This window comes from Cytobacillus oceanisediminis 2691, assembly GCF_007678455.1.
In the GTDB taxonomy this organism is placed as follows: Bacteria; Bacillota; Bacilli; order Bacillales; family Cytobacillaceae; genus Mesobacillus; species Mesobacillus oceanisediminis_A.
On record NZ_VEEP01000007.1, the window covers coordinates 247728 to 271528 of the forward strand.

18 protein-coding genes are annotated in these 23801 nt (G+C 42.8%); all 18 read left to right on the forward strand.

Annotated elements, in window-relative coordinates; genetic code table 11:
- Nucleotides 1-3 precede the first annotated feature (3 nt).
- The 18 genes from FS736_RS15490 (at nt 4) to FS736_RS15570 (ending at nt 23692) form a co-directional block, all read left to right on the forward strand.
- A complete protein-coding gene (locus tag FS736_RS15490; protein WP_144478859.1) occupies nt 4-3183 on the forward strand; it encodes a cellobiose phosphorylase in 3180 nt (1059 codons plus the stop codon).
- An 18-nt stretch (nt 3184-3201) separates the two neighbouring features.
- Nucleotides 3202-4536 carry a glycoside hydrolase family 30 protein gene (locus FS736_RS15495; RefSeq protein ID WP_144478861.1) on the forward strand — a complete coding sequence of 445 codons (1335 nt, stop codon included), beginning with the start codon at nt 3202-3204 and terminating at the stop codon, nt 4534-4536.
- A gap of 117 nt (nt 4537-4653) precedes the next feature.
- Nucleotides 4654-7584, forward strand: a complete 2931-nt coding sequence (locus tag FS736_RS15500; RefSeq protein ID WP_186326810.1) for a carbohydrate binding domain-containing protein — start codon at nt 4654-4656, stop codon at nt 7582-7584.
- 471 nt (nt 7585-8055) lie between these two features.
- Nucleotides 8056-8991, forward strand: a complete 936-nt coding sequence (locus tag FS736_RS15505) for an aldo/keto reductase (RefSeq protein WP_144478863.1) — start codon at nt 8056-8058, stop codon at nt 8989-8991.
- A gap of 31 nt (nt 8992-9022) precedes the next feature.
- Nucleotides 9023-10012, forward strand: a complete 990-nt coding sequence (gene mgrA, locus FS736_RS15510) for an L-glyceraldehyde 3-phosphate reductase (protein WP_144478865.1) — start codon at nt 9023-9025, stop codon at nt 10010-10012.
- A 226-nt stretch (nt 10013-10238) separates the two neighbouring features.
- On the forward strand, nt 10239-11186 hold the full coding sequence (locus tag FS736_RS15515; protein ID WP_144478867.1) for an ABC transporter ATP-binding protein: 948 nt from the start codon (nt 10239-10241) through the stop codon (nt 11184-11186).
- Complete coding sequence (opuFB, locus tag FS736_RS15520) at nt 11183-12700, forward strand: osmoprotectant update ABC transporter permease/substrate-binding subunit OpuFB (RefSeq protein ID WP_144478869.1); 1518 nt, start codon at nt 11183-11185, stop codon at nt 12698-12700. Before FS736_RS15515 ends, opuFB begins: the two co-directional genes overlap by 4 nt.
- A gap of 629 nt (nt 12701-13329) precedes the next feature.
- Nucleotides 13330-13497, forward strand: a complete 168-nt coding sequence (locus FS736_RS24370) for a hypothetical protein (protein ID WP_186326811.1) — start codon at nt 13330-13332, stop codon at nt 13495-13497.
- A gap of 16 nt (nt 13498-13513) precedes the next feature.
- Entirely contained in the window at nt 13514-13975 is a 462-nt protein-coding gene (locus FS736_RS15525) for a cytochrome c oxidase subunit II (RefSeq protein ID WP_023626815.1), read from the forward strand.
- A 15-nt stretch (nt 13976-13990) separates the two neighbouring features.
- The gene (locus tag FS736_RS15530) at nt 13991-15676 is read left to right on the forward strand and encodes a cbb3-type cytochrome c oxidase subunit I (RefSeq protein ID WP_144478871.1); all 1686 of its coding nucleotides are present in this window, start codon (nt 13991-13993) and stop codon (nt 15674-15676) included.
- Between the two features lie 394 nt (nt 15677-16070).
- Entirely contained in the window at nt 16071-16703 is a 633-nt protein-coding gene (locus FS736_RS15535) for an SCO family protein (protein ID WP_144478873.1), read from the forward strand.
- A gap of 2 nt (nt 16704-16705) precedes the next feature.
- Nucleotides 16706-17263 (forward strand): hypothetical protein, encoded by a 558-nt coding sequence (locus FS736_RS15540; RefSeq protein ID WP_144478875.1) that lies wholly within the window; start codon nt 16706-16708, stop codon nt 17261-17263.
- Between the two features lie 126 nt (nt 17264-17389).
- The gene (locus FS736_RS15545) at nt 17390-18070 is read left to right on the forward strand and encodes an adenine nucleotide alpha hydrolase (RefSeq protein WP_144478877.1); all 681 of its coding nucleotides are present in this window, start codon (nt 17390-17392) and stop codon (nt 18068-18070) included.
- Between the two features lie 200 nt (nt 18071-18270).
- A complete protein-coding gene (locus tag FS736_RS15550; RefSeq protein WP_144478879.1) occupies nt 18271-18663 on the forward strand; it encodes a MarR family winged helix-turn-helix transcriptional regulator in 393 nt (130 codons plus the stop codon).
- A gap of 37 nt (nt 18664-18700) precedes the next feature.
- Nucleotides 18701-19402 (forward strand): polysaccharide deacetylase family protein, encoded by a 702-nt coding sequence (locus tag FS736_RS15555; protein WP_144478881.1) that lies wholly within the window; start codon nt 18701-18703, stop codon nt 19400-19402.
- Between the two features lie 81 nt (nt 19403-19483).
- Entirely contained in the window at nt 19484-20479 is a 996-nt protein-coding gene (locus tag FS736_RS15560; RefSeq protein WP_144478883.1) for a LacI family DNA-binding transcriptional regulator, read from the forward strand.
- A gap of 229 nt (nt 20480-20708) precedes the next feature.
- On the forward strand, nt 20709-22109 hold the full coding sequence (locus FS736_RS15565) for a sucrose-specific PTS transporter subunit IIBC (protein ID WP_144478885.1): 1401 nt from the start codon (nt 20709-20711) through the stop codon (nt 22107-22109).
- Between the two features lie 92 nt (nt 22110-22201).
- Nucleotides 22202-23692, forward strand: a complete 1491-nt coding sequence (locus FS736_RS15570; RefSeq protein ID WP_144478887.1) for a glycoside hydrolase family 32 protein — start codon at nt 22202-22204, stop codon at nt 23690-23692.
- Nucleotides 23693-23801 lie beyond the last annotated feature (109 nt).

Below are 23801 nucleotides of genomic sequence, written 5' to 3' on the forward strand. Positions count from 1 at the left end.
ATAATGGGGAAATATCGATTTGATGAAAAACAATATTTTGTAATTGAAGACTTCGATCAGGCAAAGACCTTTTCGAGCTTCCTGCCGGGATTGGCCGGGTTGTACGGTATACCGATGTGGGCTTTTTACGTAAACCGCGGCCAGGCGATGGTCAGCTTTGGTGTCCAGGATAAAAACCATGCGATCACAGAGTTTTTCCCGGCAAACCAGGCCTACCAGCGAGTATCAATGAATGGTTTCCGCACTTTTATCAAATTGGATGGAAAAATCGTTTTTGAACCATTCTCGTCATATGGACGCAAAAAAGATCGTACGAGAAACATGTATATAAAAGAAAACGAACTGAAAATTGAAGAAATCAACCACCAATATGGAGTGAAATCACTAATCACATATTTCACATTGCCGAATGAGAACTTCGGCTCATTGGTAAGGAAGGTTGAAATAGAAAATCTATCTGAACGATCATTCGAACTGGAAGTGCTTGATGGTCTTCCAGCTATCATCCCATACGGAATCGATGATGCAGCATACAAAGCGGTTGGAAATACGCTTAAAAGCTGGATGGATGTTTTCAATCTTGAAAATGGAATTCCGTATTACAGAGTCCGTTCTTCTACGAATGACTCTGCGGAAGTTGAAGAAATTTCGAAAGGTCATTTTTACTTGAGCTTCGATGACCATGGGCAATTGATCACTCCAGTCGTTGATGCGGAGCTTGTCTTTGGGTCGAACAGTTCATTCTCTTTCCCGGATGAGTTTGAAAGCAAATCACTTCATGAGTTATCGAAAGCTCAGCCGGTTACCTCCAACAAAGTGCCTTGTGGATTCTCCGGTCTTAGAAGGCTGCTTGGAAAAGGAGAACAAGTCACATTCCACACGCTTGTCGGTCATGTGAAGGACATTGAAATCATTAACGAAAAAGCAGCTGACATAAGAACTGCCGGATATATGGATAGAAAATACGAAGAAGCGCAGAACCTTGTTACGGAGATTACGAAGGATGTCGAGACAAAGACAGCATCCCCGCTATTTGATGCCTATGTAAACCAGAGCTATCTTGATAATGTACTGCGCGGCGGCTTTCCAATTGAATTGGAGACAGATGGTTCAGCCTTTACTTATTATGTGTTTTCCCGGAAGCACGGCGACTTGGAGCGGGATTACAACTTTTTCTCGCTTGCACCTGAGTACTTTTCGCAGGGAAACGGAAACTTCCGTGATGTGAACCAGAACCGCAGGAATGATGTGTTTTTCCATCCTGAGACGGGAGACTACAATATCAAGCTGTTCATGAGCCTGATTCAGGCGGACGGCTATAATCCGCTCGTCGTAAAAGGAGCAAGCTTTGAACTAAAAAATCAATCAGATTGGGGATGGCTGGATGAACTGGTTCCTCTGCAGAAGGATGCTGAATTCATTAAAAAGAAGCTGATCGGAACCTATACACCAGGAGATTTACTCCAAACGTTTTCAGACAGCGACATTCAGCTAAACTCATCACTTCCGGATTTCCTGAAAAAAGTCCTTTCAAAGAGCTCCCAGAACATTGAAGCGGAGTTTGGAGAAGGCTACTGGATGGACCACTGGACGTACAATCTCGATCTGGTTGAAAACTATTTGAAGGTTTATCCGGAAAATAAAGCTCAGCTATTGTTCGATGATTATGGCTACAAATACTTCCACAGTCCAGTGTTTGTGAATCCGCGTTCTGAAAAATATGTCCTCGCTAATGGCAAAGTCCGTCAATACGAAGCCATCACAGAATTTGGGCATCAGCAAGGGTCAAATTGGGTGATGAGACCTGATGGTGAATTCTTTACTTCCAATCTTTACAGCAAACTGTTCTCATTGGCATTGCTGAAATTTTCTACATTGGATCCTTTTGGGATGGGGGTGGAAATGGAAGCGAATAAGCCAGGCTGGAATGATTCCATGAATGGCCTGCCAGGAATATTCGGTTCAGCCATGAGTGAGACATTAGAGCTGAAACGCCTGCTTGAATTTCTCATATCTTCTGGAGAGGCTGCAGAACTGGAGATTGCCCTGCCTGCAGAAATAGCCGTTCTGGCTGATTCAGTTGTAGAGTTCCTGAACCAATTTGAAAATGGCGAACTGGATAATTACAGCTACTGGAATCAAACAGCGGCTGCCCGTGAAAAATACCGCGAGTTAGTGAAAAACGGCTTTGAAGGTACGGAAAAGAACATCGAGTTGCAAAAGCTTACTGCTTATGTAAAGAAAATGCTTCATAAAACAAAAGCGGGAATTGACAAGGCAACGGAGCTTGGCAATGGGTTGCTTCCAACTTATTTCTCCTTCGAAGCAGTGAACTGGGAAAAGATCGTCGATGAGAACGGAAATGAAAAACTGAATAAAAAGGGCTTGCCGTTGGTCAAGGTCAATAGCTTTGAAGTGTCTGTTCTTCCGCATTTCCTTGAAGGTCCTGCAAGGGCTTTGAAGACTGCCGACCTGCAAACAGCTAGGTCGACATATCAGCATGTAAGGAACTCGGAAATTTACGACAGTAAGCTGAAAATGTACAAAACTTCTGGATCTCTTGAAGACCAAACATTTGATATCGGCCGTGCGAGGGCATTCACTCCAGGCTGGCTTGAGCGGGAATCCATCTTCATGCATATGGAATTCAAATATCTGCTCAGTGTCCTGAAGTCCAGATTGTATGAAGAGTTCTATGAAGATATCATCTATGCAATGCCGCCGTTCATGGATGCAGAAGTGTACGGAAGGAGCGTCCTTGAAAATTCATCATTTATTGCGAGCAGTGTTAATCCTGATTCCAGTCTCCATGGACAAGGCTTTGTCGCAAGGCTAAGTGGAACGACGGCAGAATTTTTAAGCATCTGGCAGTTGATGATGATGGGGAAAAACCTTTTTGACGTAAACGAAAAAGGGCTGACGCTGCAGCTTGAGCCGATTCTTCCTTCATGGCTTTTCGATTCAGAGGGCAAGGTGCAATTTACATTGCTGGGCAAAATTCAGGTAACCTATCACAATCCATCAAGGAGAAACACTTTCGGTGATGAAGGTGCCAAGACTGTTAAGTATGTACTCCAAATGAATGGCGAAGAGGTTGAGGTTAATGGCGATAAGCTGCAGGATGCCTATGCACAAGCTGTTAGGGACGGAAAAGTATCAAGGATGGATGTTTACCTAGATTAATAGATGAGGTGCTGACACATGGAATTAAAATTGATCCAGAGTGCTAAGGACAACGGAGAGCGTTTTGCTGACAAGGGCCATATTTCTTTTACAGATGAGCCTGTGCAAGATCTTGTGATGAAGCTTGACCCAGAAAAGAAATACCAAAGCTTCATGGGATTCGGCGGAGCTTTTACAGAGGCAGCTGCTTACACACTTTCGCAAATTCCCGGGGAAGAACGCGCAAAAATAATCGACAGCTATTTTAACCAGGAGACAGGTCTTGGTTACAGCCTGGGCAGGACCCATATCCATAGCTGTGATTTTGCCCTCGAAAATTACACCTATGTTGAAGAGAATGACACGGAGCTTAAAACCTTCACAATTGAGCGTGAAAACAAATATGTACTGCCGCTCATAAAGGATGCTGTGAAATCAAGGGGAGAGGAATTGACGATTCTTTCTTCTCCATGGAGCCCGCCAGCATGGATGAAAACAAATAATGAGATGAATCACGGTGGAAAACTGAAGCCAGAGTTCTATGATACATGGGCTTTGTATTACACCAAATATATCAAAGCCATGGAATCAGAAGGTGTGCCGATCTGGGGGATCACCGTCCAAAATGAGCCTGAAGCAACGCAGGTTTGGGATTCTTGCAGATATAGTGCTGAAGAAGAGCGCGATTTTGTCAAAAATCATTTAGGTCCTGTCATGGAAAAGGAAGGCCTTGAGGACAAGAAAATCATCATCTGGGACCACAACCGGGATATCGCCTATGAACGGGCAAAAACGATTCTATCAGATTCTGAGGCTGCAAAATATATTTGGGGTACAGGTCTCCACTGGTATGTATCAGAAGAATTCGAGAATTTGAGCAAGATTCACGAAGACTTCCCTGACAAGCACCTGATTTTTACCGAAGGATGCATTGAGGGAGGAGTTCAGCTGGGTGCCTGGCATACTGGAGAACGTTACGCCAGGAACATCATGGGCGATATCAACAACTGGCTTGAAGGCTGGATTGACTGGAATCTTGTCCTGAACGAACAGGGCGGGCCAAACCATGTAGGTAACTACTGCGATGCTCCAGTGATCGTCGACACGAAAACTGGTGAGGTTCACTATAACAGCTCCTTTTATTATATTGGGCACTTCAGCAAATACATCAAGCCGAACGCAGTTAGAATCGGACATGAGTTAAATCATGATTCTTTAAAAGCAGTATCAATTACAAATGAAGATGGCTCTGTTGTCGCAGTTGTCATGAATGATGAAGACAGAATAGAGTCATTCTCATTATCGGTCGGAGGCAAGATTGCCAAAGCCGAGCTGCCTGGTCATTCAATTACAACATTCATAATAGAAAGTTAAGCTCTGCCACCTCCTTGTCATGACAAAATGTGATTTACGCTAATGATCAACATGAAAAGGAGGTGGATTTATTTTAGAAGTCTTTAATGCTTGTAAAATAATGAAGGAGGAATTGGTATGAAGAAGACCTTGGCTCTTTTGTTGAGTGCCATGATGATTTTGCCAGCAGCCAGTTTCGGGGCGCCAAAAGATAAACCAGGAAATGAAGAGTTGAAAAACAAACAGAACAAATCTGAGTGGTCACTTGTCTGGTCAGATGAGTTCAGCGGTCCGGAAATCGACCGCAGCAAATGGACTTATGATATCGGGAACTGGATCGTAGATGAGGATGGCAACGGGGTTACTTCAGGTTGGGGCAACAACGAGAAAGAGTATTATACGGATTCTGATGAAAACGCTTTTATTGATGATGGCAAGCTTGTCATAAAAGCGAAAAAAGAACAGGTTACAGACCAGTTTGGAACATACGATTATACTTCTGCCAAACTCAAAACAAAAGGTCTCTTCAGCAAGACATACGGCAGATACGAAATCAAGGCGAAGCTGCCAACAGGCAAAGGACTTTGGCCTGCGATCTGGATGCTTCCTGAAGAAGATAAATATGGTTCCTGGGCAGCCTCCGGTGAAATCGATATCATGGAGGCGTGGGGAAGCCGGCCGAATACAGTGGCAGGAACAATCCATTATGGCGAAGGCTGGCCAAATAACAAGTATACAGGTAAGGAATTCGAACTTCCTGAAAACAGAGGCATTGACAAGTGGCATACATATGCTCTCGAATGGGAGCCTGGAGAGCTACGCTGGTATGTTGATGGTCAACTCTATCAAACTCAAAATAAATGGTATTCAAAAGGAAAGGATAACGCAGCAAACTATTCCTATCCTGCACCTTTTGATCAGGAATTCTATTTGGTTATGAACCTTGCAGTTGGAGGCTGGTTTGACGGTGAAGTTGACGAGACGACGAAATTCCCAAGCCAGATGGAAGTCGACTATGTAAGGGTGTACGACTTGAAGAAACGGGATTACCGCGAACCTGTGGAACCGGTGTCCGGACCTGTGGAATTGCCAGCAGATGCTAAGCAGCCTTTAGAGGATGGCAATTTGGTTTATGACCAAAACTATCAAAAGCCAGTAACAGTAGTGGATCAGCCTGGGGTGGAACTGGATCCGCTATATTGGAACTTTGTGAAGTTGCCAGAGTTCGGAGGAGACGGCAGATTAGAACTAGAGGAAATCGATAGCAAGAATTTTGCTAAAATGAATATCACGAATCCAGGTTCACAGCTTTATTCCCTGCAAATGATCCAGAACATCTCGCTTGGCAATGGCGGGAAGTATAAGGTCAGCTTTGATGCCAAATCGACTGCGGGAAGAAAGGTCATGGTAAAAGTAGGGGCTGGCGAGAAACGAGGCTGGGTGAAGTATTCGAATGAGGAATCCTTCCAGCTTTCTGCCGAGCTGCAACGCTATGAATTTACATTTGATATGCTGAATGAGACTGATATTGCATCAAGGCTTGAGTTCAATCTTGGCGGCAATGGGACGAATCCGGTTTGGATCGGCAATGTAAAAGTTGAAGATATTACAGGCACACCAGTAGATCAAAATGGTGCAAAACAGCCGTTGCCAAATGGCAACCATGTTTATAATGGAACATTCGACCAGGGTGGCATGGACCGGATGATATTCTGGAATTTCTCAGTTGAAGAAGCAGCTGCAAAGGCCTCTGTTTCTGAAAACACACGAGAACTTCATGTGGCAATTGAAGAGGGGGACAGCCATCCTGAAGCAGTCCAGCTTGACCAAAAAGGGATTAACCTGGTTGCGGGAAATGATTATAAGCTTTCCTTTAAAGCAAAAGCAGCAGAACAAAGACCGATTCAAGTCAGCCTTTTGAATGTTGGCGGCACGGTTAACTACTCTGGAATTGGCACAATTGAGCTCACTTCCAATATGGAAGAGAAAACATTTGAATTTACAATGCCAGAAAATATTTCTGATTCAGAAGCTCAGCTTGTCTTTAGTTTTGGCGGCGGAGATGTCGATGTTTATATGGATGATGTTGTCCTGATAAAAACATCCAACATTCCGGACTATGGAGACATTGACTTATACCCTTTGAAAAATGGGGATTTCACAGACGGATTATCAGCTTGGGAAAATTATGCTCATTATGATGCCAGCGCCCAGATCACTCCAGAAAATGGAGAGGCCAAAGTGGCTATTGGCAATGAAGGAAATGAAACTTGGAGCGTCCAGCTGATACAGCCGAACTTGAACCTTACTAAAGAAGTGGTCTATGAATTATCCTTCGATGCCCGTTCTACAAAGGATAGACAGGCTGAGGTAACGATTGAGAACGCTGAATATACTCGGTTCTTGAGTAAATCGATCACACTTAATAACCAAATGCAGCAATTCACCTATGAATTCAAAATGCCCGCCGATGACATTGCGTCCTTCAAAATGCTGCTTGGTAAAAACGCTCTTTCACCAGTCGGCGCACATGATGTATTTATCGATAACGTGGTGTTGAAGGTTAAAGACGCTCCGTCCGAGCAAGATCCCGGCTCCACTCCGGGAATTGATAACGGAACATTCAGCGCTGGAACGGAAAGCTGGTCCTCATGGTGGGGCGACCAGTGGAGCGGGTATGCTGCTGGAGAGATGACGGCTGACAATGGAGAACTAAAGGTTGCGATTTCACAGATTGGCGGTGCATCGTATTCTCCTCAGGTATTTCAAAAGGATTTGCTTTTTGAAAATGGCAGCAGCTATACAGTAGCTTTTGATGCAAGAGCAGATGTGCCAAGGAAAATGAATGTCAATATTGGCAGGGAATTGAGCACGGACCCTTGGTTCATAGCTTATATGCCAACACACACAGTGGATTTAACGACAGATATGACCCATCACAGCATCACTTTTGTCATGACTGAAGAAACCTATGCAGATGGCAAAATCGTTTTCGAGCTGGGCAATATTTTCGAAGGCAATGCGGCAACAAATGTCTATCTGGACAATGTAAGCATCATAAAAAAATAGGTGAATTAGCGGATGTATTGACTTGGTCGAAATAATTGGGAATGTGGTCGAATAATTTAAAAATTCGCCGAAAAAACTCAAAATGTGGTCGAATAAATTAGAAATTCGCCAATAAAACTCAAAATGTGGTCGAATAATTTTAAAACTCGTCAATATAATTCAATAATAGTCGAAATCAAGAGGCAGAACAGCAAGGCTTTTCTGCCTCTTTTCCTTCAAATTCAGGAAAAGGAATATTGAAGAAGCGTGGCCAGAGTAATTTTATCAGAGGAAACTTTTAAAGGTGGAAATGCAAGATGACTTTACAGAAAAACAGTCTTCCTAAACAGATTGGCTTATTAGATCGCCTTTATCATTGATGAATGGTTCAGGGGAATCATCATGTACATAAGGTGGAAAAGCAGAGTATGGGAAAAGAAGGTACTGATTGATGCAAACGAACAGCCAGCATGACAGTAGAGGAGGAGGAAGATGAATTACAGACAGCTTGGAAGTACAGGGATAAAAGTGTCGGAAGTTGGTTTCGGTGGCTGGCAGCTCGGCAATGCAAGGGACTGGGAAGGCATGGATGACAATCAGGCAATCATGCTGGTGCATGAAGCACTTGACCGGGGCTGCAATTTCTTTGATACTGCTCCTAATTATGGAGGTGGCAAAAGTGAGTCATTGCTTGGAGAGGCTCTTTCCGGAAGAAGGAGCGAGGCAGTGATTAACAGCAAATTTGGCCATCATCCAGATAACACCCTTGATTTTGATTCGCAGAAGATCCGCAGTTCGGTTGAAGGTAGTTTGCAGCGGCTTAAAACGGATTACCTGGATTCGATTTTATTGCATAATCCCCCGCTTGAAATCCTGACCGGAAAAAGCGATCACTTTTACATATTGGAATCCCTCAAGCAGCAAGGGAAGATTCGGGCATACGGAGCTTCAGTCGATTCCGGGTATGAAATGGAGGAGCTCATGAAGTCTACTGGCAGTCAGATCATCGAAGTGATGTTCAATATTTTTCATCAGGAGCCTAGAAGCGCCTTCACTATGGCTGCAGAGAAGAATGTGGGACTGATTGTTAAAGTTCCGCTTGATTCTGGGTGGCTATCAGGCAAGTATGATGAAAATAGTGTTTTTACAGATATCAGGAGCCGTTGGGATCAGAATCAACTCAGGAAAAGAGCCGAGCTGCTGCCTGTCCTCAAGGAAATGCTCGAACCAGGGGAATCGCTGGTCCAGTTGGCCTTAAGGTTTATACTTGATTATCAGGAGGTGTCTACCGTAATACCTGGAAACAAGAAACTTGAACAGCTGATTGAGAATTTATCTGCGTCAGATAAAAGGATTTCAACGGAAAAAGTAGAAAACCTAGAAGTATTATGGGAAAAGACGCTGCAAGCCAATCCATTGGGATGGTAGAAATGATTAGGAATATTTGGAGGTTAAAATTATGGCATATCAACCAGACAGCAGTCGCTATGAAACGATGACTTATAACAGATGCGGTAAATCAGGGCTTAAATTGCCAGCCATTTCACTAGGGCTATGGCATAATTTCGGCGGCCAGGATACTTTTGAAAATGGGCGTTCGTTAATCAGGCGGGCTTTTGATCTGGGTATTACCCATTTCGATCTTGCGAATAACTATGGACCGCCCCCGGGATCAGCAGAAGAAAACTTCGGCAGCATCCTCCGCAAGGATTTTTCAGGATACCGTGATGAAATGGTGATTTCGACCAAAGCTGGCTACGGCATGTGGCAGGGGCCCTATGGTGATTGGGGTTCAAGAAAATACCTGGTAACCAGCCTCGACCAGAGTCTAAAAAGGATGGAACTCGATTATGTCGATATCTTTTATCATCACAGGCCGGATCCGGAAACTCCTCTAGAGGAAACGATGATGGCACTTGATCATGTCGTCAGGCAGGGGAAGGCTCTTTATGTTGGTTTGTCCAATTATGGAGTAGAGGAAACAAAACAGGCTGTCGCGATTCTAAAAGAACTGGGAACACCGTTGTTGATCCATCAGCCTGCTTATTCAATGTTCAACCGATGGGTAGAAGATGGACTGACAGATTTGCTGAAGGAAGAAGGAGTCGGATCGATTGCGTTTGTTCCACTTGCCCAAGGGTTGCTGACCAATAGATACTTAAACGGAATCCCCGAAGATTCCAGAGCCCTGAAGCCAAACAGTTTCCTCAATGAAGGTGATGTATCTGAAGAAGTTCTTGCCAGGGTTAGAAAACTAAATGAAATTGCACAGGAACGGGGCCAGTCACTTGCCCAGATGGCACTGGCCTGGGTTCTTAGGGAACAGAAAATCACCTCAGCCCTTATAGGCGCAAGCAAAGTAAGCCAGATTGAAGAAAATGTCGCCGCCCTGAACCGTCTGGATTTCAGTGAGGCAGAATTGAACATGATTGATGATATTCTTAAATAGTTACCTGAACAAGCTGTAAAGCCAATTGGTTTTGCAGCTTTATTTTTTGCCGGAATAAATTTCTTGGTATCAGGGTAAAGGTAGATTAGCTTTCTTTTACCAAAAGACATAGGTTTTGGTAGTATTTAATTAGCAATATCCGGCTCTGCCTGTAACGAAAAATAAGAACTGATGAAAGTGTTAACACTAATAGTAAAATTAGACAAGAAAACTTAGGGGTGAAAAAGTGATCAGCTTTGAAAATGTCGCAAAGAAATATGACGATGGAACCTATGCGGTGAAGAATTTTAATTTACATATTAACGAAGGGGAATTGCTTGTCCTGATCGGTCCGAGCGGCTCCGGTAAGACGACGACTTTAAAAATGATCAATCGGCTGATTCCGCTTACGGCCGGCTACATAAGGATCAAGGATAAGATGATCAGTGACTATGATATTCACGAGCTTCGCTGGGATATTGGGTATGTGCTTCAGCAGATTGCCTTGTTTCCGCATATGACGATCGAAGAAAATATAGCGGTCGTCCCAGAGATGAAGAAATGGGATCAGAATAAAATCAGTCACCGGATCGATGAATTGTTGGATATGGTTGGACTTGACCCGAAAACCTATCGTAAAAGGCTGCCCCATGAACTATCCGGAGGGCAGCAGCAAAGGATTGGCGTAGCCCGGGCGCTTGCTGCCAATCCGCCGATCATTTTAATGGACGAGCCATTCAGCGCATTGGACCCATTGAGCAGGGAAAAACTTCAGGATGACCTGATTCAATTGCAAAACAACATAAAGAAAACGATCGTATTCGTGACCCATGATATGAGCGAGGCATTGAAGCTTGGTGACCGGATTTGCCTGATGAGGAATGGGGAAGTTGTCCAGACAGGATCCCCGGAAGAACTGCTGCAACAGCCTGCGAATGACTTTGTCCGTGAGTTTGTCGGGATTGACCAATCTAAGGGGGAAATGGTGGATATCATTGAAGCTGTTCATCCTGCGAATCCTATGGAGATGGAGCACCTTCCTGTCATTTCCCGCAAGGTGTCGATCAATGGAATCCTCGTGTTATTGAGTGAGCATGAACAGCTAGCGGTTGTTGATGGTGATGAAAAAATCGGTACCATTGACCGACAGGGGATGATCCAGATTTTATCTGGCCGAATGGAGGCGATGAAATGAACGGCTGGACTTCCACTTTTGCAGAAAGAAAAGATGAACTTTTAAGTGCCCTGCTCGAACATATCCAGATTTCTTTCATTGCGCTATTCTTCGCAGTGTTAATCGCCATTCCGCTCGGTATTTTCCTGACAAGAAGGAAGCGGATATCAGAAGGAATCATAGGAGTAACTGCGGTGCTGCAAACAATTCCTTCACTTGCATTGCTCGGACTGTTGATTCCTCTGTTCGGAATTGGCAAAGTCCCGGCAATCATTGCCCTAGTGGCGTATGCACTTCTTCCGATTTTAAGGAATACATATACAGGAATCAATGAGGTAGATCCCGCGTTAATTGAAGCTGCCCGGGCCATGGGAATGAACAGCAAGCGGCGTTTGATGAAAGTGGAACTTCCATTGGCGATGCCGGTCATTATGGCTGGAATCCGGACAGCGATGGTCTTGATCGTTGGAACAGCAACGATTGCAGCCCTGATTGGAGCCGGTGGGCTAGGTGACCTGATCCTCCTCGGAATCGATCGTAATAACACGGCATTAATCGTTCTTGGGGCCATACCCGCTGCCCTTCTTGCGATCCTGTTCGACCTCGTGCTTAGAAGGTTTGAAACGGTTTCTTTTAAAAAATCACTTGTAACAATTGGGGCCATTTCATTAGCCGTAATCCTCATGATGGCCATTCCATTCCTCGGCGGGAAAAATGAAGACGAACTTGTCATCGCCGGAAAGCTGGGATCGGAACCGGAAATTCTGATCAATATGTACAAGCTCCTGATCGAAGAAGAAACGGACCATTCGGTACAGCTGAAGCCGGGACTGGGAAAAACATCTTTTGTTTTCACCGCATTGAAAAATGGAGATATTGATATTTATCCGGAATTTACCGGCACGGCCATCTCGGAATTTTTAAAAGAAACAGCCGAGAGTACAAGCCGCCAAGAAGTATATCAGCAGGCAAAAGAAGGGATGAAAAAAGAGTTCGACATGGATATGCTTCGGCCGATGGATTACAACAACACCTATGCTTTAGCCGTTCCGGAACAATTGGCAAAGGAAAAGGACTTGAAAACCATATCTGACTTGAAATCGATTGAAACATCATTAAAAGCTGGCTTCACGCTTGAGTTTTCAGATCGGGAAGATGGCTACAAAGGAATCCAGAAGCTTTATAATCTGAATCTGCCAAGCTTGACCACTATGGAGCCAAAACTTAGGTACGGAGCGATAAAAAGCGGGGAAATCAACCTGGTGGATGCCTACTCCACCGACAGTGAGCTCCAGCGCTACAAGCTGGTCGTACTTGAAGATGATAAAAACTTATTCCCTCCATATCAGGGAGCCCCTCTCATGAGAGCTGAAACAGCAGAAAAATATCCCGAAATCGTCGAGGCACTTAACAAGCTCGAGGGTAAAATCACCGATGATGAAATGCGGAAAATGAATTATCAGGTGAATGTAGAAGGGAAGTCGGCTGAAGAGACAGCACGGAAGTATTTAAAAGAAGCCGGATTATTAGAATAAATACATCATGAACATCAGTTAAGACAAGAGGCAGGAAAACCAATTGGTTTTCCTGCCTCATGTCAGTGGTGAAATTAATACAGACTAATTACTAATACTCGATAGAAAGCGAGTTTTTGCCTGTGCAAAAATGGCATTGATTTCGCCATAAATGGATTCTCTTTCATTTTTATTCGTCACATCCATAACCTTATATTTTAATTCTTTTACTAAATTATGTTCTTCTGATGTCAAAATATCCTTAAATATATGAAATCCTCCTGTTGAAATATTGATGTGTTAGGAAATTTAAAAATCCCATGAAGGAAAAAACCTGGCAGGCTTTCATGATAGATGATTGTTTACCCTCTTTTGAAAACAAATAAACTGATTCTTAACTACTCTAAGAGGTTCGCCCGCCCCAGCATATTAAAGGGAGTGAATCGAGCTATAGTTTTTTCATGAAATGACAAATTACTGTTAAAAACCCTCGTCACAACAGCGGGGGTTTTTATTTGCGTAAATTTGAACCGCTCCTAAAAAAAGTTAAATTTCTAGTACTCCCAGGGGTTTGATATGTGATTTGACTCACTACATTGATAATCATTCGCAATTAAGATGAAGGTAAGAAATCAAAGGAGGGGATTTGGTTGAAAGTTACAGACAGAAGTGGCCAGGAAGAAGTTCAGGGTGAAATCGTGGAGGTTACAAATCACGAGAAAACAAAGGTAGGGACCTGGATATCGGTTGGCGTAGTGGGAGCAGTGATTCTTGCTACCTACTTTATTCTATTCGGACTTTATATGGCAAGAGTCTAGAAGGGGGAGAGAAAAAATGCATTTAGATGAAAAAATCTGGCTGTTTTTAAGTTTTGGAATGATCATGGGATTCATGATTTTTACTGGGTACCAGGCAGTGGCATTAGGAATGGGGCCGCCAAGCCATAAAGAAACGATTGATCCGCAAAAGGTCGATGAAACAGCTCCATTTGATGAGCCGGGAATAAAACAAATTGGTGAAAACGAGTACGAAGTTGTCATGACGCTTCAGGTATTTAGTTTTACACCAATGGAAATCGAAGTTCCTGCCGGTTCTACAGTCCATTTCACTTTAACGTCAAAAGATGTTGTCCATGGTTTCCAGGTGGCAAATACGAATTTAAACGCAATGGTTATGCCGGGTCATATCCAAAAAATATCTCAGAAGTTTGATGAACCAGGTGAATATTTGGTGCTATGCAATGAATATTGCGGTGCCGGGCACCAGGCCATGAGCACGAAAATCATCGTTAAATAAAAGGGGGGAAAAAATATGCAGTCTGCAGTAAACTCAACTTCATTTAAACAAAAAACTAATCAAGTATTAGGAATTAGCCAGGAAGATGCAAGAATCTCGAAATCATACTTATCTATTGCGTTCATCGCATTGCTGCTTGGCGGTTTCCTGGGCTTGCTTCAAGGCCTGAATCGAGCGGGTGTCCTGCAATTGCCGCCATGGCTTAACTATTATCAGGTGCTTACGGCCCATGGAATCTTGTTAGTCGTTGTATTATCGGCATTCTTCACGATTGGGTATTTTTATGCCGGACTCTCTCACACGCTGGGAGGATTGCTGCCTAAAGTAAGGAAAATGGCATGGATCGGTTTTTGGATGAAGATATTCGGATTTGTTTTGGTCGTCATTCCAATTTTAAAGAATGAAGCCTCGGTCATGTACACCTTCTATCCGCCAATGGCCGCATCACCAATGTTTTACTTTGGCCTGGTATTCATTGTCTTGGGCATCTGGATGCTAGCATTAGGAGCGTTTACACAGGTTGCGAACTGGAGAAGGAATCACAAGGGACAACACCTCCCGATCCTCGCCTTCTTTGCAACAGGTGTCTTCGTCCTGTTAGTCGGCGCAACAGCTTTTGTTGCGGTGGAAGTCCTGTTCATGATCATTCCATGGACACTTGGCTGGACAGACGGCATAAACGTATTGCTGGCGCGTACACTTTTCTGGGCATTTGGCCATACTGCCGTTAACATTTGGTATCTGACAGCTGTCTCTGCATGGTATGTCATCGTACCAAAAATAATCGGCGGACACCGTTGGAATGATCTCTTAACACGTATGGTTGTCATTCCGTTAGTAATTATGAACATTACCGGCGGATTCCACCATCAGATCATTGACCCCGGTATTTCGGAGTCGATTAAATATATGCACGTGTTCATGAGCCTTGCAATCGGATTTCCATCTTTAATGACCGCATACGCGATGTTCAGGGTTTTTGAACGTACTGCACGAGCGAAAGGCGGAAAGGGTTTAGTTGGCTGGTATAAAAAGATGCCATGGGGCGATGTACGATTCCTGTCGCCGTTTATCGCCATGGTAGCATTCATTCCCGCTGGAGCTGGCGGAATTGCACAAAGCACGAACCAATTGGACCAGGTTATACACAATACAATGTGGGTGGTAGGCCATTTCCACTTAACACTTGGAATGTCTGTCATCATGACCTTCTTCGGCATCAGTTACTGGCTCGTTCCATATCTGTCAAAACGGGTGCTGACACCTGCCATTAATAGATTGGGAGTGATTCAAACCGTCATATGGACTATAGGTATGGTGATCATGTCGATTTCCATGCATGCTGCCGGGCTATTTGGCTCTCCAAGGAGAACATCCTTCACAACCTATGGGGACTTTGCAGAAAAACTTGGATGGAATCCTCTAATGGCAGCGGTGGGGATTGGAGCAAGCTTATTGCTGATTGCCGTCATCCTTCAAGTTTATGCGGTATTCAACCTCATGTTTTTCGCACCAAAGGGAGTAACAGAATTCCCAATTGCCGAAGAGGAAGCAGGAGCGTCGAAAACGCCATACTGGACAGAGCGCTGGGGAATCTGGGTTGTGCTCATGCTATTGGTTGTTTCGATGGCTTATGTATTGCCAATCGCAGACATGATCATGAATGCACCTCCAGGATCGCCGCCATTTAAGACTTGGTAAAAAGAAAAGCGAAAGCGCCTTGGTCAGTCCCGACAAGCGTTGGAGGGCCTGCCAGTGAAGTCGCTCTTTGACTTCATTGGCAGGACTGAAATTGAAAAGCGGAGGCGACTGCCCAACTCCGACAAGCGCTGGAGGGCCTGACAGTGAAGTTGCTCTTTGACTTCATTGGCAGGACTGAAGCGTCTCGAGGAGTTAGGAGCCGGAGCTAGAAAAACGACTCGAGGGGCTAGGCGCTGTAGCTGGACACTAATCTAATTGCAAAAAACTTTTTACTTTCTTGTTATGTAAACAAAGAGATAGCTCCTGAAATCAGGACTATCTCTTTCAAGTCAGAATGTAATGTGAAAACAGGACCTATATAAGAATCACCACTGAAAAATGGGATGTGATCAATTTGATCAAAAATCGGCAAACGGCCGTATCTTGTATAGTTATATTGGTGTTTGGACTTCTTTTATTTTATACAGGAACAGACGGATTCACAGCTTATACAGCAGAGACAGCAAGAGTGACAAAACTGGTTGAAGAACAGCCCCAGTTTCCACAAGTAACCTTTGAGGATAGTGAGGATCGGACCTATTCTATTTCCGAATTTGAAGGAAAATATGTATTTATCACTTTTATCTATACAGGCTGCACTACGATATGCATTAAGCTAGAAGAAAATATGTCGCAGGTGTACGAACTGCTTCCCAGTGAATATATAGGCAAGGATATCATCTTTTTAAGCATCAGCTTTGACCCGGGCAAAGATGATCCGGCTACGTTGAACAAGTATAAGGATTTATTCGGAAGTGATGGAGAGACATGGAGAATGGCCAGAATCCCTGACCAGGAACAGTTGGATACCTTGCTGAAGAAGTTTGGCGTCATTGTGATTCCGGATGGAAATGGGAACTTCGCTCATAATTCTGCGTTTTATTTATTGGACCGTCAAGGCGCACTAGTGGATGTAATGGATTTTACACTGGTAAATGAGGCAGCAGATAGGCTGAAAGAGACTTTAGAAGCAGACAGGGGGAAATGACGATGAATCAGTTTTTGTTCGGGCTTGCCCTTTTAATCGGTTTAATGCTTCCTCCTGTTGCAAACTTAATGGAATCCGTCATGATCATCCACATGCATATGCAGATGCCGATGCTGGTGATTGCCGGTTTTTTCATGGGACAGTTTTTCCAGCAGCGCTTTCCTCATTTCTTTTCCAAATATAATCAAGAGGGCATCCCAGGAATCCTTCTTTTTATCATCATCATGGGTTATTGGATGCTGCCGCGCACAATGGATGAAGCCTTGACTGCAAATAGTGTGGAATTTTTCAAATTCTTCAGTTTGCCTTTCCTCGCGGGAGTGCCTCTAAGAGACTCCTGGAAAAAACTCAAAAAGAATCGAAAAAATTTTACGATTGGATTTTTCACAGTGGTTTTTCTGGGAATGGGCTGGTTATATATTCAAGCAAACGACCAGCTATGCAATAATTACTTAGTAGTTGACCAGATGATCCTCGGGTGGGGATTTATCACAATGGCGATCTGTATGGTAATTTACCTGGCGTATACGGTATTAGTGGACCCTTCATTATATGAATAAGGAATTGATCCACTGTGCAGATTTCACAGCACGATGCTATAAAGTATAATAAGTTAAAGGTAGTTTGTTAGAAATACTTGATATACAAACAGCCAAAAAGGCGAATCAGTGTAGAGGAGGACTAAAATGAAAATAGCAATCTCATTCAGTGGCGGGAAGGACTCCACGCTGGCATTATACAAAATACAAAACAACCCTGTTTTTGAGGTTGATTCATTGCTCGTGACCCTGACAGAAGGATTCGGCCGGGTATCGATTCATGGGGTTCGCTATGAGCTGTTGAAGCTTCAATCTGAGTCATTGGGAATTCCATTAAGAGAGGTCTGGCTTCCGCAGGATTGTCCGGATGAAAAGTATCAAGAAATAATGGGTAAAGCGATAGCAGGGATGAGAAAAGACGGCGTTACCCATATTGCCTTTGGCGATATACATCTTCAGGATGTACGAGAGTATCGGGAGGAATTATTCTCTGAATCGGGAATAACCCCTGTTTTTCCGCTCTGGGGTATACCGGTAGAGGAAGTAAGCCATGATTTTGTTGATCTTGGTTTCAAAACGGTTTTAACATGTGTTGATTTAGAAAGGCTGGATCCGTCCTGCGCAGGCATAGTATATGATCGAAAATTCATCATGGAATACCCGAAAGAACATGATATTTGCGGAGAGAATGGAGAATTCCATTCATTTGTATTTGATGGTCCAAACTTTGAATTTCCTATCAACTATGGATTAGGCGAGAAAAAAGTGACAAAGGATTATTTCACTAAAAAAGATCGATTCTTGTTCATAGATTTAATCCCATATTAAAGCTTATAAACTTTTAAGTTCAAATAAATGGTCAATAAACTGCCAGCTAGAAAAATAATGACTCCGGAAATAGAGTTTGGAGAAAGATATTGTAAAAAATCCATAAAAAGCACCCCTTTATTTAGATATAAATATCGTATTACGATATTTTGTATTTTAATTATATCGTGTTAAGATATATTTATCAATAAGAAAGTAAGGTGGAATTTTTGCTTAGTAAAGACGTATATGAGTACCTTGCTGAGTTTCGGTACCAATTGAGGAAGTTCCAGAAGTTCAGTGAAACAGCAGCTGAAAATATGGGCATAACCGCCCAGCAGCACCAACTGATGCTAGCCATAAAAGGATATCCGGAAAGGGAGTATGCTACACCGAGCGAGCTGGCAGAACGATTGCAAATCACCCATCATTCATGCGTCGGCCTGATCGATCGCTGCGAAAAGTCAGGACTGGTCTCTCGCAGGAAAAACCCGGAAGACGGCAGGAGTGTCTTTGTAGATGTAACCGCTAAAGGGATGGAGATCCTTGAGGGTCTGTCTGAAATCCATCTGGAAGAGATCAAACGAATCGGATTGTTTAAGGAGAAGCTTTGATACATAACTGAATGACGGGAGAAATAAGAGGTAACTTATGAAAAAGAGAATTGTCTATCTTGGAATTATAATTACGATCGTATTCCTTTTTTTGCTTGGGACATATAAATTAATGAATTCCAGGACTTTTCAACTGTTTGGCGGTCTAACATCCCAGGTGGAAACCAAAGAAAAAGTAGTCGCATTAACCTTTGATGATGGTCCAACACAACAAGTGCCAGAAATTTTGCAAATACTAAAGAAGTACGATGCTAAAGCAACATTCTTCCTGATTGGAAACGAAATCGAAAAAAATCCAGATGCAGCAGAAATGATAGCCAGGGCAGGTCATCAAATTGGGAATCACACATACTCCCATAACAGGATGGTGTTGAAATCCCCGACTTTTATCAAAAAGGAAATTACCCGAACAAATGAATTAATTGAAGCAGCAGGGTATAAAGGGGAGATTGACTTTCGGCCTCCTAACGGGAAAAAACTAATAGGACTGCCCTATTACTTGCATCAGCAAAATATTGACACCATCACCTGGAATCTTGAACCAGATTCCTTCTATCATACATCTGCTGATAAAATAGAATACGTGATAGATAATGTAAAGCCTGGTTCCATTATTTTATTGCATCCGATGTACGATCAATCTGGAGATGAGCTTAAGACCATCGAAGGAATTTTGAAGGATTTAACAGTAGAAGGGTATAAATTCGTCACGGTAAATGAGCTTCAGGAAGTTAATTGATCTATAAATGTATATGAGGCATTGTGAATCATGCAAACCATTGGTATTATGGTTCTGATAGCAAGTTAGGGAGATGTTTTGATGTTGACCATTAAGGAAATTGCAGAGATGGCAAATGTATCAAGAGCAACAGTCTCGAGAGTTTTAAATGAATCGGGTTATGTAAGTGCAGCAGCTAAAAAGCGAGTGATGGAGGTAATTGAAAAAACAGGGTATGTGCCCAGCCAACATGCAAAATCACTTCGAACCAAACAAACAAAAGTAATTGGTGTTATCCTTCCGAAAATCAGTACCGAAACATCAAGTCGTGTAGTAGACGGTATGAATGATGTATTTAGCGAGCACGGTTATCAAATCCTGCTGACTACAACTAACCTTAATCCTGAAAAGGAAATCGAATATATCCGATTGTTAAAAAGCAGACAGGTTGATGGGATTGTATTAATTGCTACCAATATAAATAAGGAACTAATGGCAGAAATCGAGCAGCTTCAAATACCCTTTGTGGCTATTGGACAAGATATTCCAGGTGTATGCAGTGTTACCTATGATGATTATGAAGCCTCGAAAACAATGGCGAAAGCGATTATCGAAAAAGGATATAAAAACATCGCTTTCATTGGTGTCGATGAATCAGACCGTGCAGTGGGAATAAGGCGCAAAAAAGGATTCCTGGATTCAATGAAAGAACATAACCTTACAGTCAGAGAGGGATGGGTCAAAGAGACAAATTTCGGTATATTATCTGGTTACGAGGCGATGAAAGAAATAATGGAGCAATCTAAAAAAGATGACTACCCAGATGCTGTATTCGCAGTAACGGACAGAATTGCTATTGGAGCCATGCAGTATTTGAAAGAAGCTGGTTATAAGATTCCCAATCAAATGGCTGTTTCAGGGATGGGTGCTGCTGATATTTCTCAATATGTCCAGCCGGCATTAACCACAATTGAATATGAAAATCAGAGGGCGGGCGAAGAAGCGGCTTTCATGCTCCTTGATCAAATTGTAAAGAATGAAAAGAATGATAAGAAGATGATTTTAGGTTATAGACTAATAGTTAGAGATAGTATATAATCGTTGTGTAATCGATTTCATATTACAGCCTAAGGATAAACATTGATGTAATTAATCAATGAATGTTTTTAGGATTTATTTTTATAGAAATATGAAATCGATTCCATTTATTTTAATTTTTAATTTATTTTAAAGAAGTACATTTTTTTTTGGGTTTATATGAAATCGATTTCATGTTCGCAGGTGATTGGTTTCATTAAGAAATTTTTTAAAAAAGGAGTGTTTACTAATGGCTGACAATCGTCAAATTGCAAAAGAAATTATTGATGCAGCAGGCGGACAAGAAAATATCTTATCAGCTGCCCATTGTGCTACCAGGCTAAGGATCATGGTAAAGGACAAAGAAAAAATAGACCAACAGAGAGTAGAAGAAATTGAGAAGGTAAAAGGTGCCTTTTTTAACTCTGGTCAGTATCAGGTAATCCTTGGAACGGGTACGGTCAATAAAATTTATGAAGAAGTAATAGGTCTGGGGATTGGCAGTTCCACAAAATCTGAGCAAGCCAAAGAGGCAGCTCAGAGCGGGACAGTTTTCCAGAGAGCGATTCGGTCTTTCGGGGATGTTTTTGTGCCCATCATTCCTGCTCTTGTCGCAACTGGATTATTCATGGGTCTGCGCGGTCTTGTTATGCAGGAACAAATCCTGGCTTTATTTGGTTTAACACCAGATGATATATCACAAAACTTTCTATTATTTACTCAAGTTTTGACTGATACTGCTTTTATCTTTTTGCCTGCACTTGTTGCCTGGTCTACTTTCAGGGTATTCGGCGGATCACCGATTATTGGTTTGGTCATGGGGCTCATGCTTGTTAGTCCGTCCTTGCCAAATGCTTGGAACGTAGCAGGCGGGAGCGCAGACCCAATCATGTTTCTTGGGTTTATTCCAGTGGTAGGTTATCAAGGATCTGTATTGCCAGCTTTTATTGCCGGTATTGTTGGTGCCAAGCTCGAGCAGATGATTCGCAAACGTGTTCCTGATGCCTTTGATTTGATTGTAACGCCATTTTTAACTTTATTAATAATGATTAGCCTGGCATTATTTGTGATCGGCCCTGTCTTCCATACAGTTGAAAACTGGATTTTGGATGCAACAGTTACCGTTTTGGAGTGGCCATTTGGCATCAGCGGATTCCTGATTGGGTTCTTGAACCAAATCATCGTTGTAACAGGTGTTCATCATGTTTTCAATATGCTGGAAATATCTCTGCTTGAAAAATTGGGCAATAATCCATACAACGCAATTGTTACCGCTGCCGTTGCTGCCCAGGGTGGCGCTACATTGGCAGTAGGTTTAAAGACTAAATCCAAAAAGTTGAGAGCGTTGGCACTGCCATCCTCCTTATCCGCTTTTCTGGGTATAACTGAACCTGCCATTTTCGGTGTGAATCTCCGGTATGGAAAACCGTTCCTGATGGGCCTTATTGGCGGTGGTGTTGGCGGCTTTTTCGCATCCATCTTTGGCTTAAAAGCAACGGGGATGGCGATTACAGTTATTCCAGGTACCTTGCTCTATTTGAATGGACAAATTTTACTGTATTTATTTGTTAATATCATCGCAATTGCCATAGCTTTTGTTTTAACTTGGATGTTTGGTTTTTCCGATAAGCAGTTAAAGGAGAACCAGTAACTAGTTACTAAAGGGTAAAAGGCCAACTCAATAATAGTTCCAGGTGAGAGGAAGCGATTCCTCTCATCGCTATTTCAGCAGGAGGGAACAACATGGCAAGACATACTGAATTAAAATATCGAACGATTTTTGAAGCTAAAGAAAATGAATTAGAAGGGCTTAAAGCAATATCAGCTAATTCCAGATGGAAGCCTGCTTATCATATTCATCCTCAATATGGCCTGATTAATGATCCGAACGGACTTGCCTATTTCAACGGCGAATACCATGTCTTTTTTCAATGGTTTCCGTTTGATGCGATTCATGGAATGAAGCACTGGGGGCATGTGAAATCAACGGATTTGGTCAACTGGGAGCGTCTGCCAGTTGCCATTGTCCCTGTAAAGGATTATGAATCGCACGGAGCCTATTCCGGTGCTTCTCTAGAAGTAGATGGAAAGCTCTACATGTACTATACGGGGAATATTAAATATAGCGCAGTGGAAAGATCGGCTAATCAGTGTCTGGCCATCATGGATAAGGCTGGTACGATTACGAAATACGCAAACAATCCAATTATTGAAGGTGTGCCGGAAGGATATACCGGTCATGTCCGCGATCCCAAAGTTTTTGAAAGGAATGGCCGCTACTACATGCTCCTTGGTGCACAAAGAACGGATTTAACAGGAGCCATTATTGTCTATGATTCTGCCAATGCGATTGACTGGTCCTTTAGAGGCGAATTAAAGATTGATCTGGAATTTCCTGATTCCGTCTATATGCTCGAATGTCCGGACTTTTTTGAATTGAATGGACAGGATGTGATGATTTTTTCACCCCAGGGCTTGAAAGAGGAAGGTCATGATTATCACAATCTCTATAATGTCATCTATCTGCTGGGCAAACTGGATATCGAAAACCTTACTTATCAAGTAGAGTGCTACCAGGAGCTGGAAAAAGGATTTGATTTTTATGCACCTCAGACCTTTGTGGGTAAAAACAAGGAGCGGCTGCTGTTTTCATGGGCTGGAATGGGGGAAGTGGAATATCCTTCTGACAGGGAGTCGTGGGCGCATTGCCTATCCGTTCCGCGAGAACTGGGAATTGTTAATGGAAAGTTGGTTCAAAAGCCTGCACAGGATTTAAAGCTGCTTAGACAAACATCAAACTCCGGTGAAATGACGATCTCGGAAACTGGCGGGGAAATCGGAAACCCATCAGACCAGTATGAAATAGATCTTAATTTTAATAGCATCCAAAGCAACAAATTCGGGCTTGAATTGTTTGTTTCTGAAACGGAAGGGCTTGTACTGGAGTTTGACCGTGAGCAGCAGATAGTGAGCTTGAATCGTGAGAATTTCGAAGCTGCGTTTGGCGGAGAATACGGTTATGTAAGAAGCGCTGAACTTGCATTAGGGGACAATGTGAAGGTCCAGGTTTTTGTTGACCACAGCATCGCAGAGATTTTTATCAATGATGGGGAAGTGGTATTTACTGCACGTGTATTCCCCAAAGCAGAGTCAAAGGGAATCAGGATGTTCAGCGATGGTAACATAAGCTGCAGTTATAGCAAATATGAGCTGGCGCAAGGAATTTCGATTTAAGCGTAGGGTGATGACGAAACTGTATTCATTCCGAGAAGTCGATTTTATCAGACAGCAGAAGGGTTTCTTAATAATTATGGTGATTTAAAATCAATCATCAGTTTGTTGA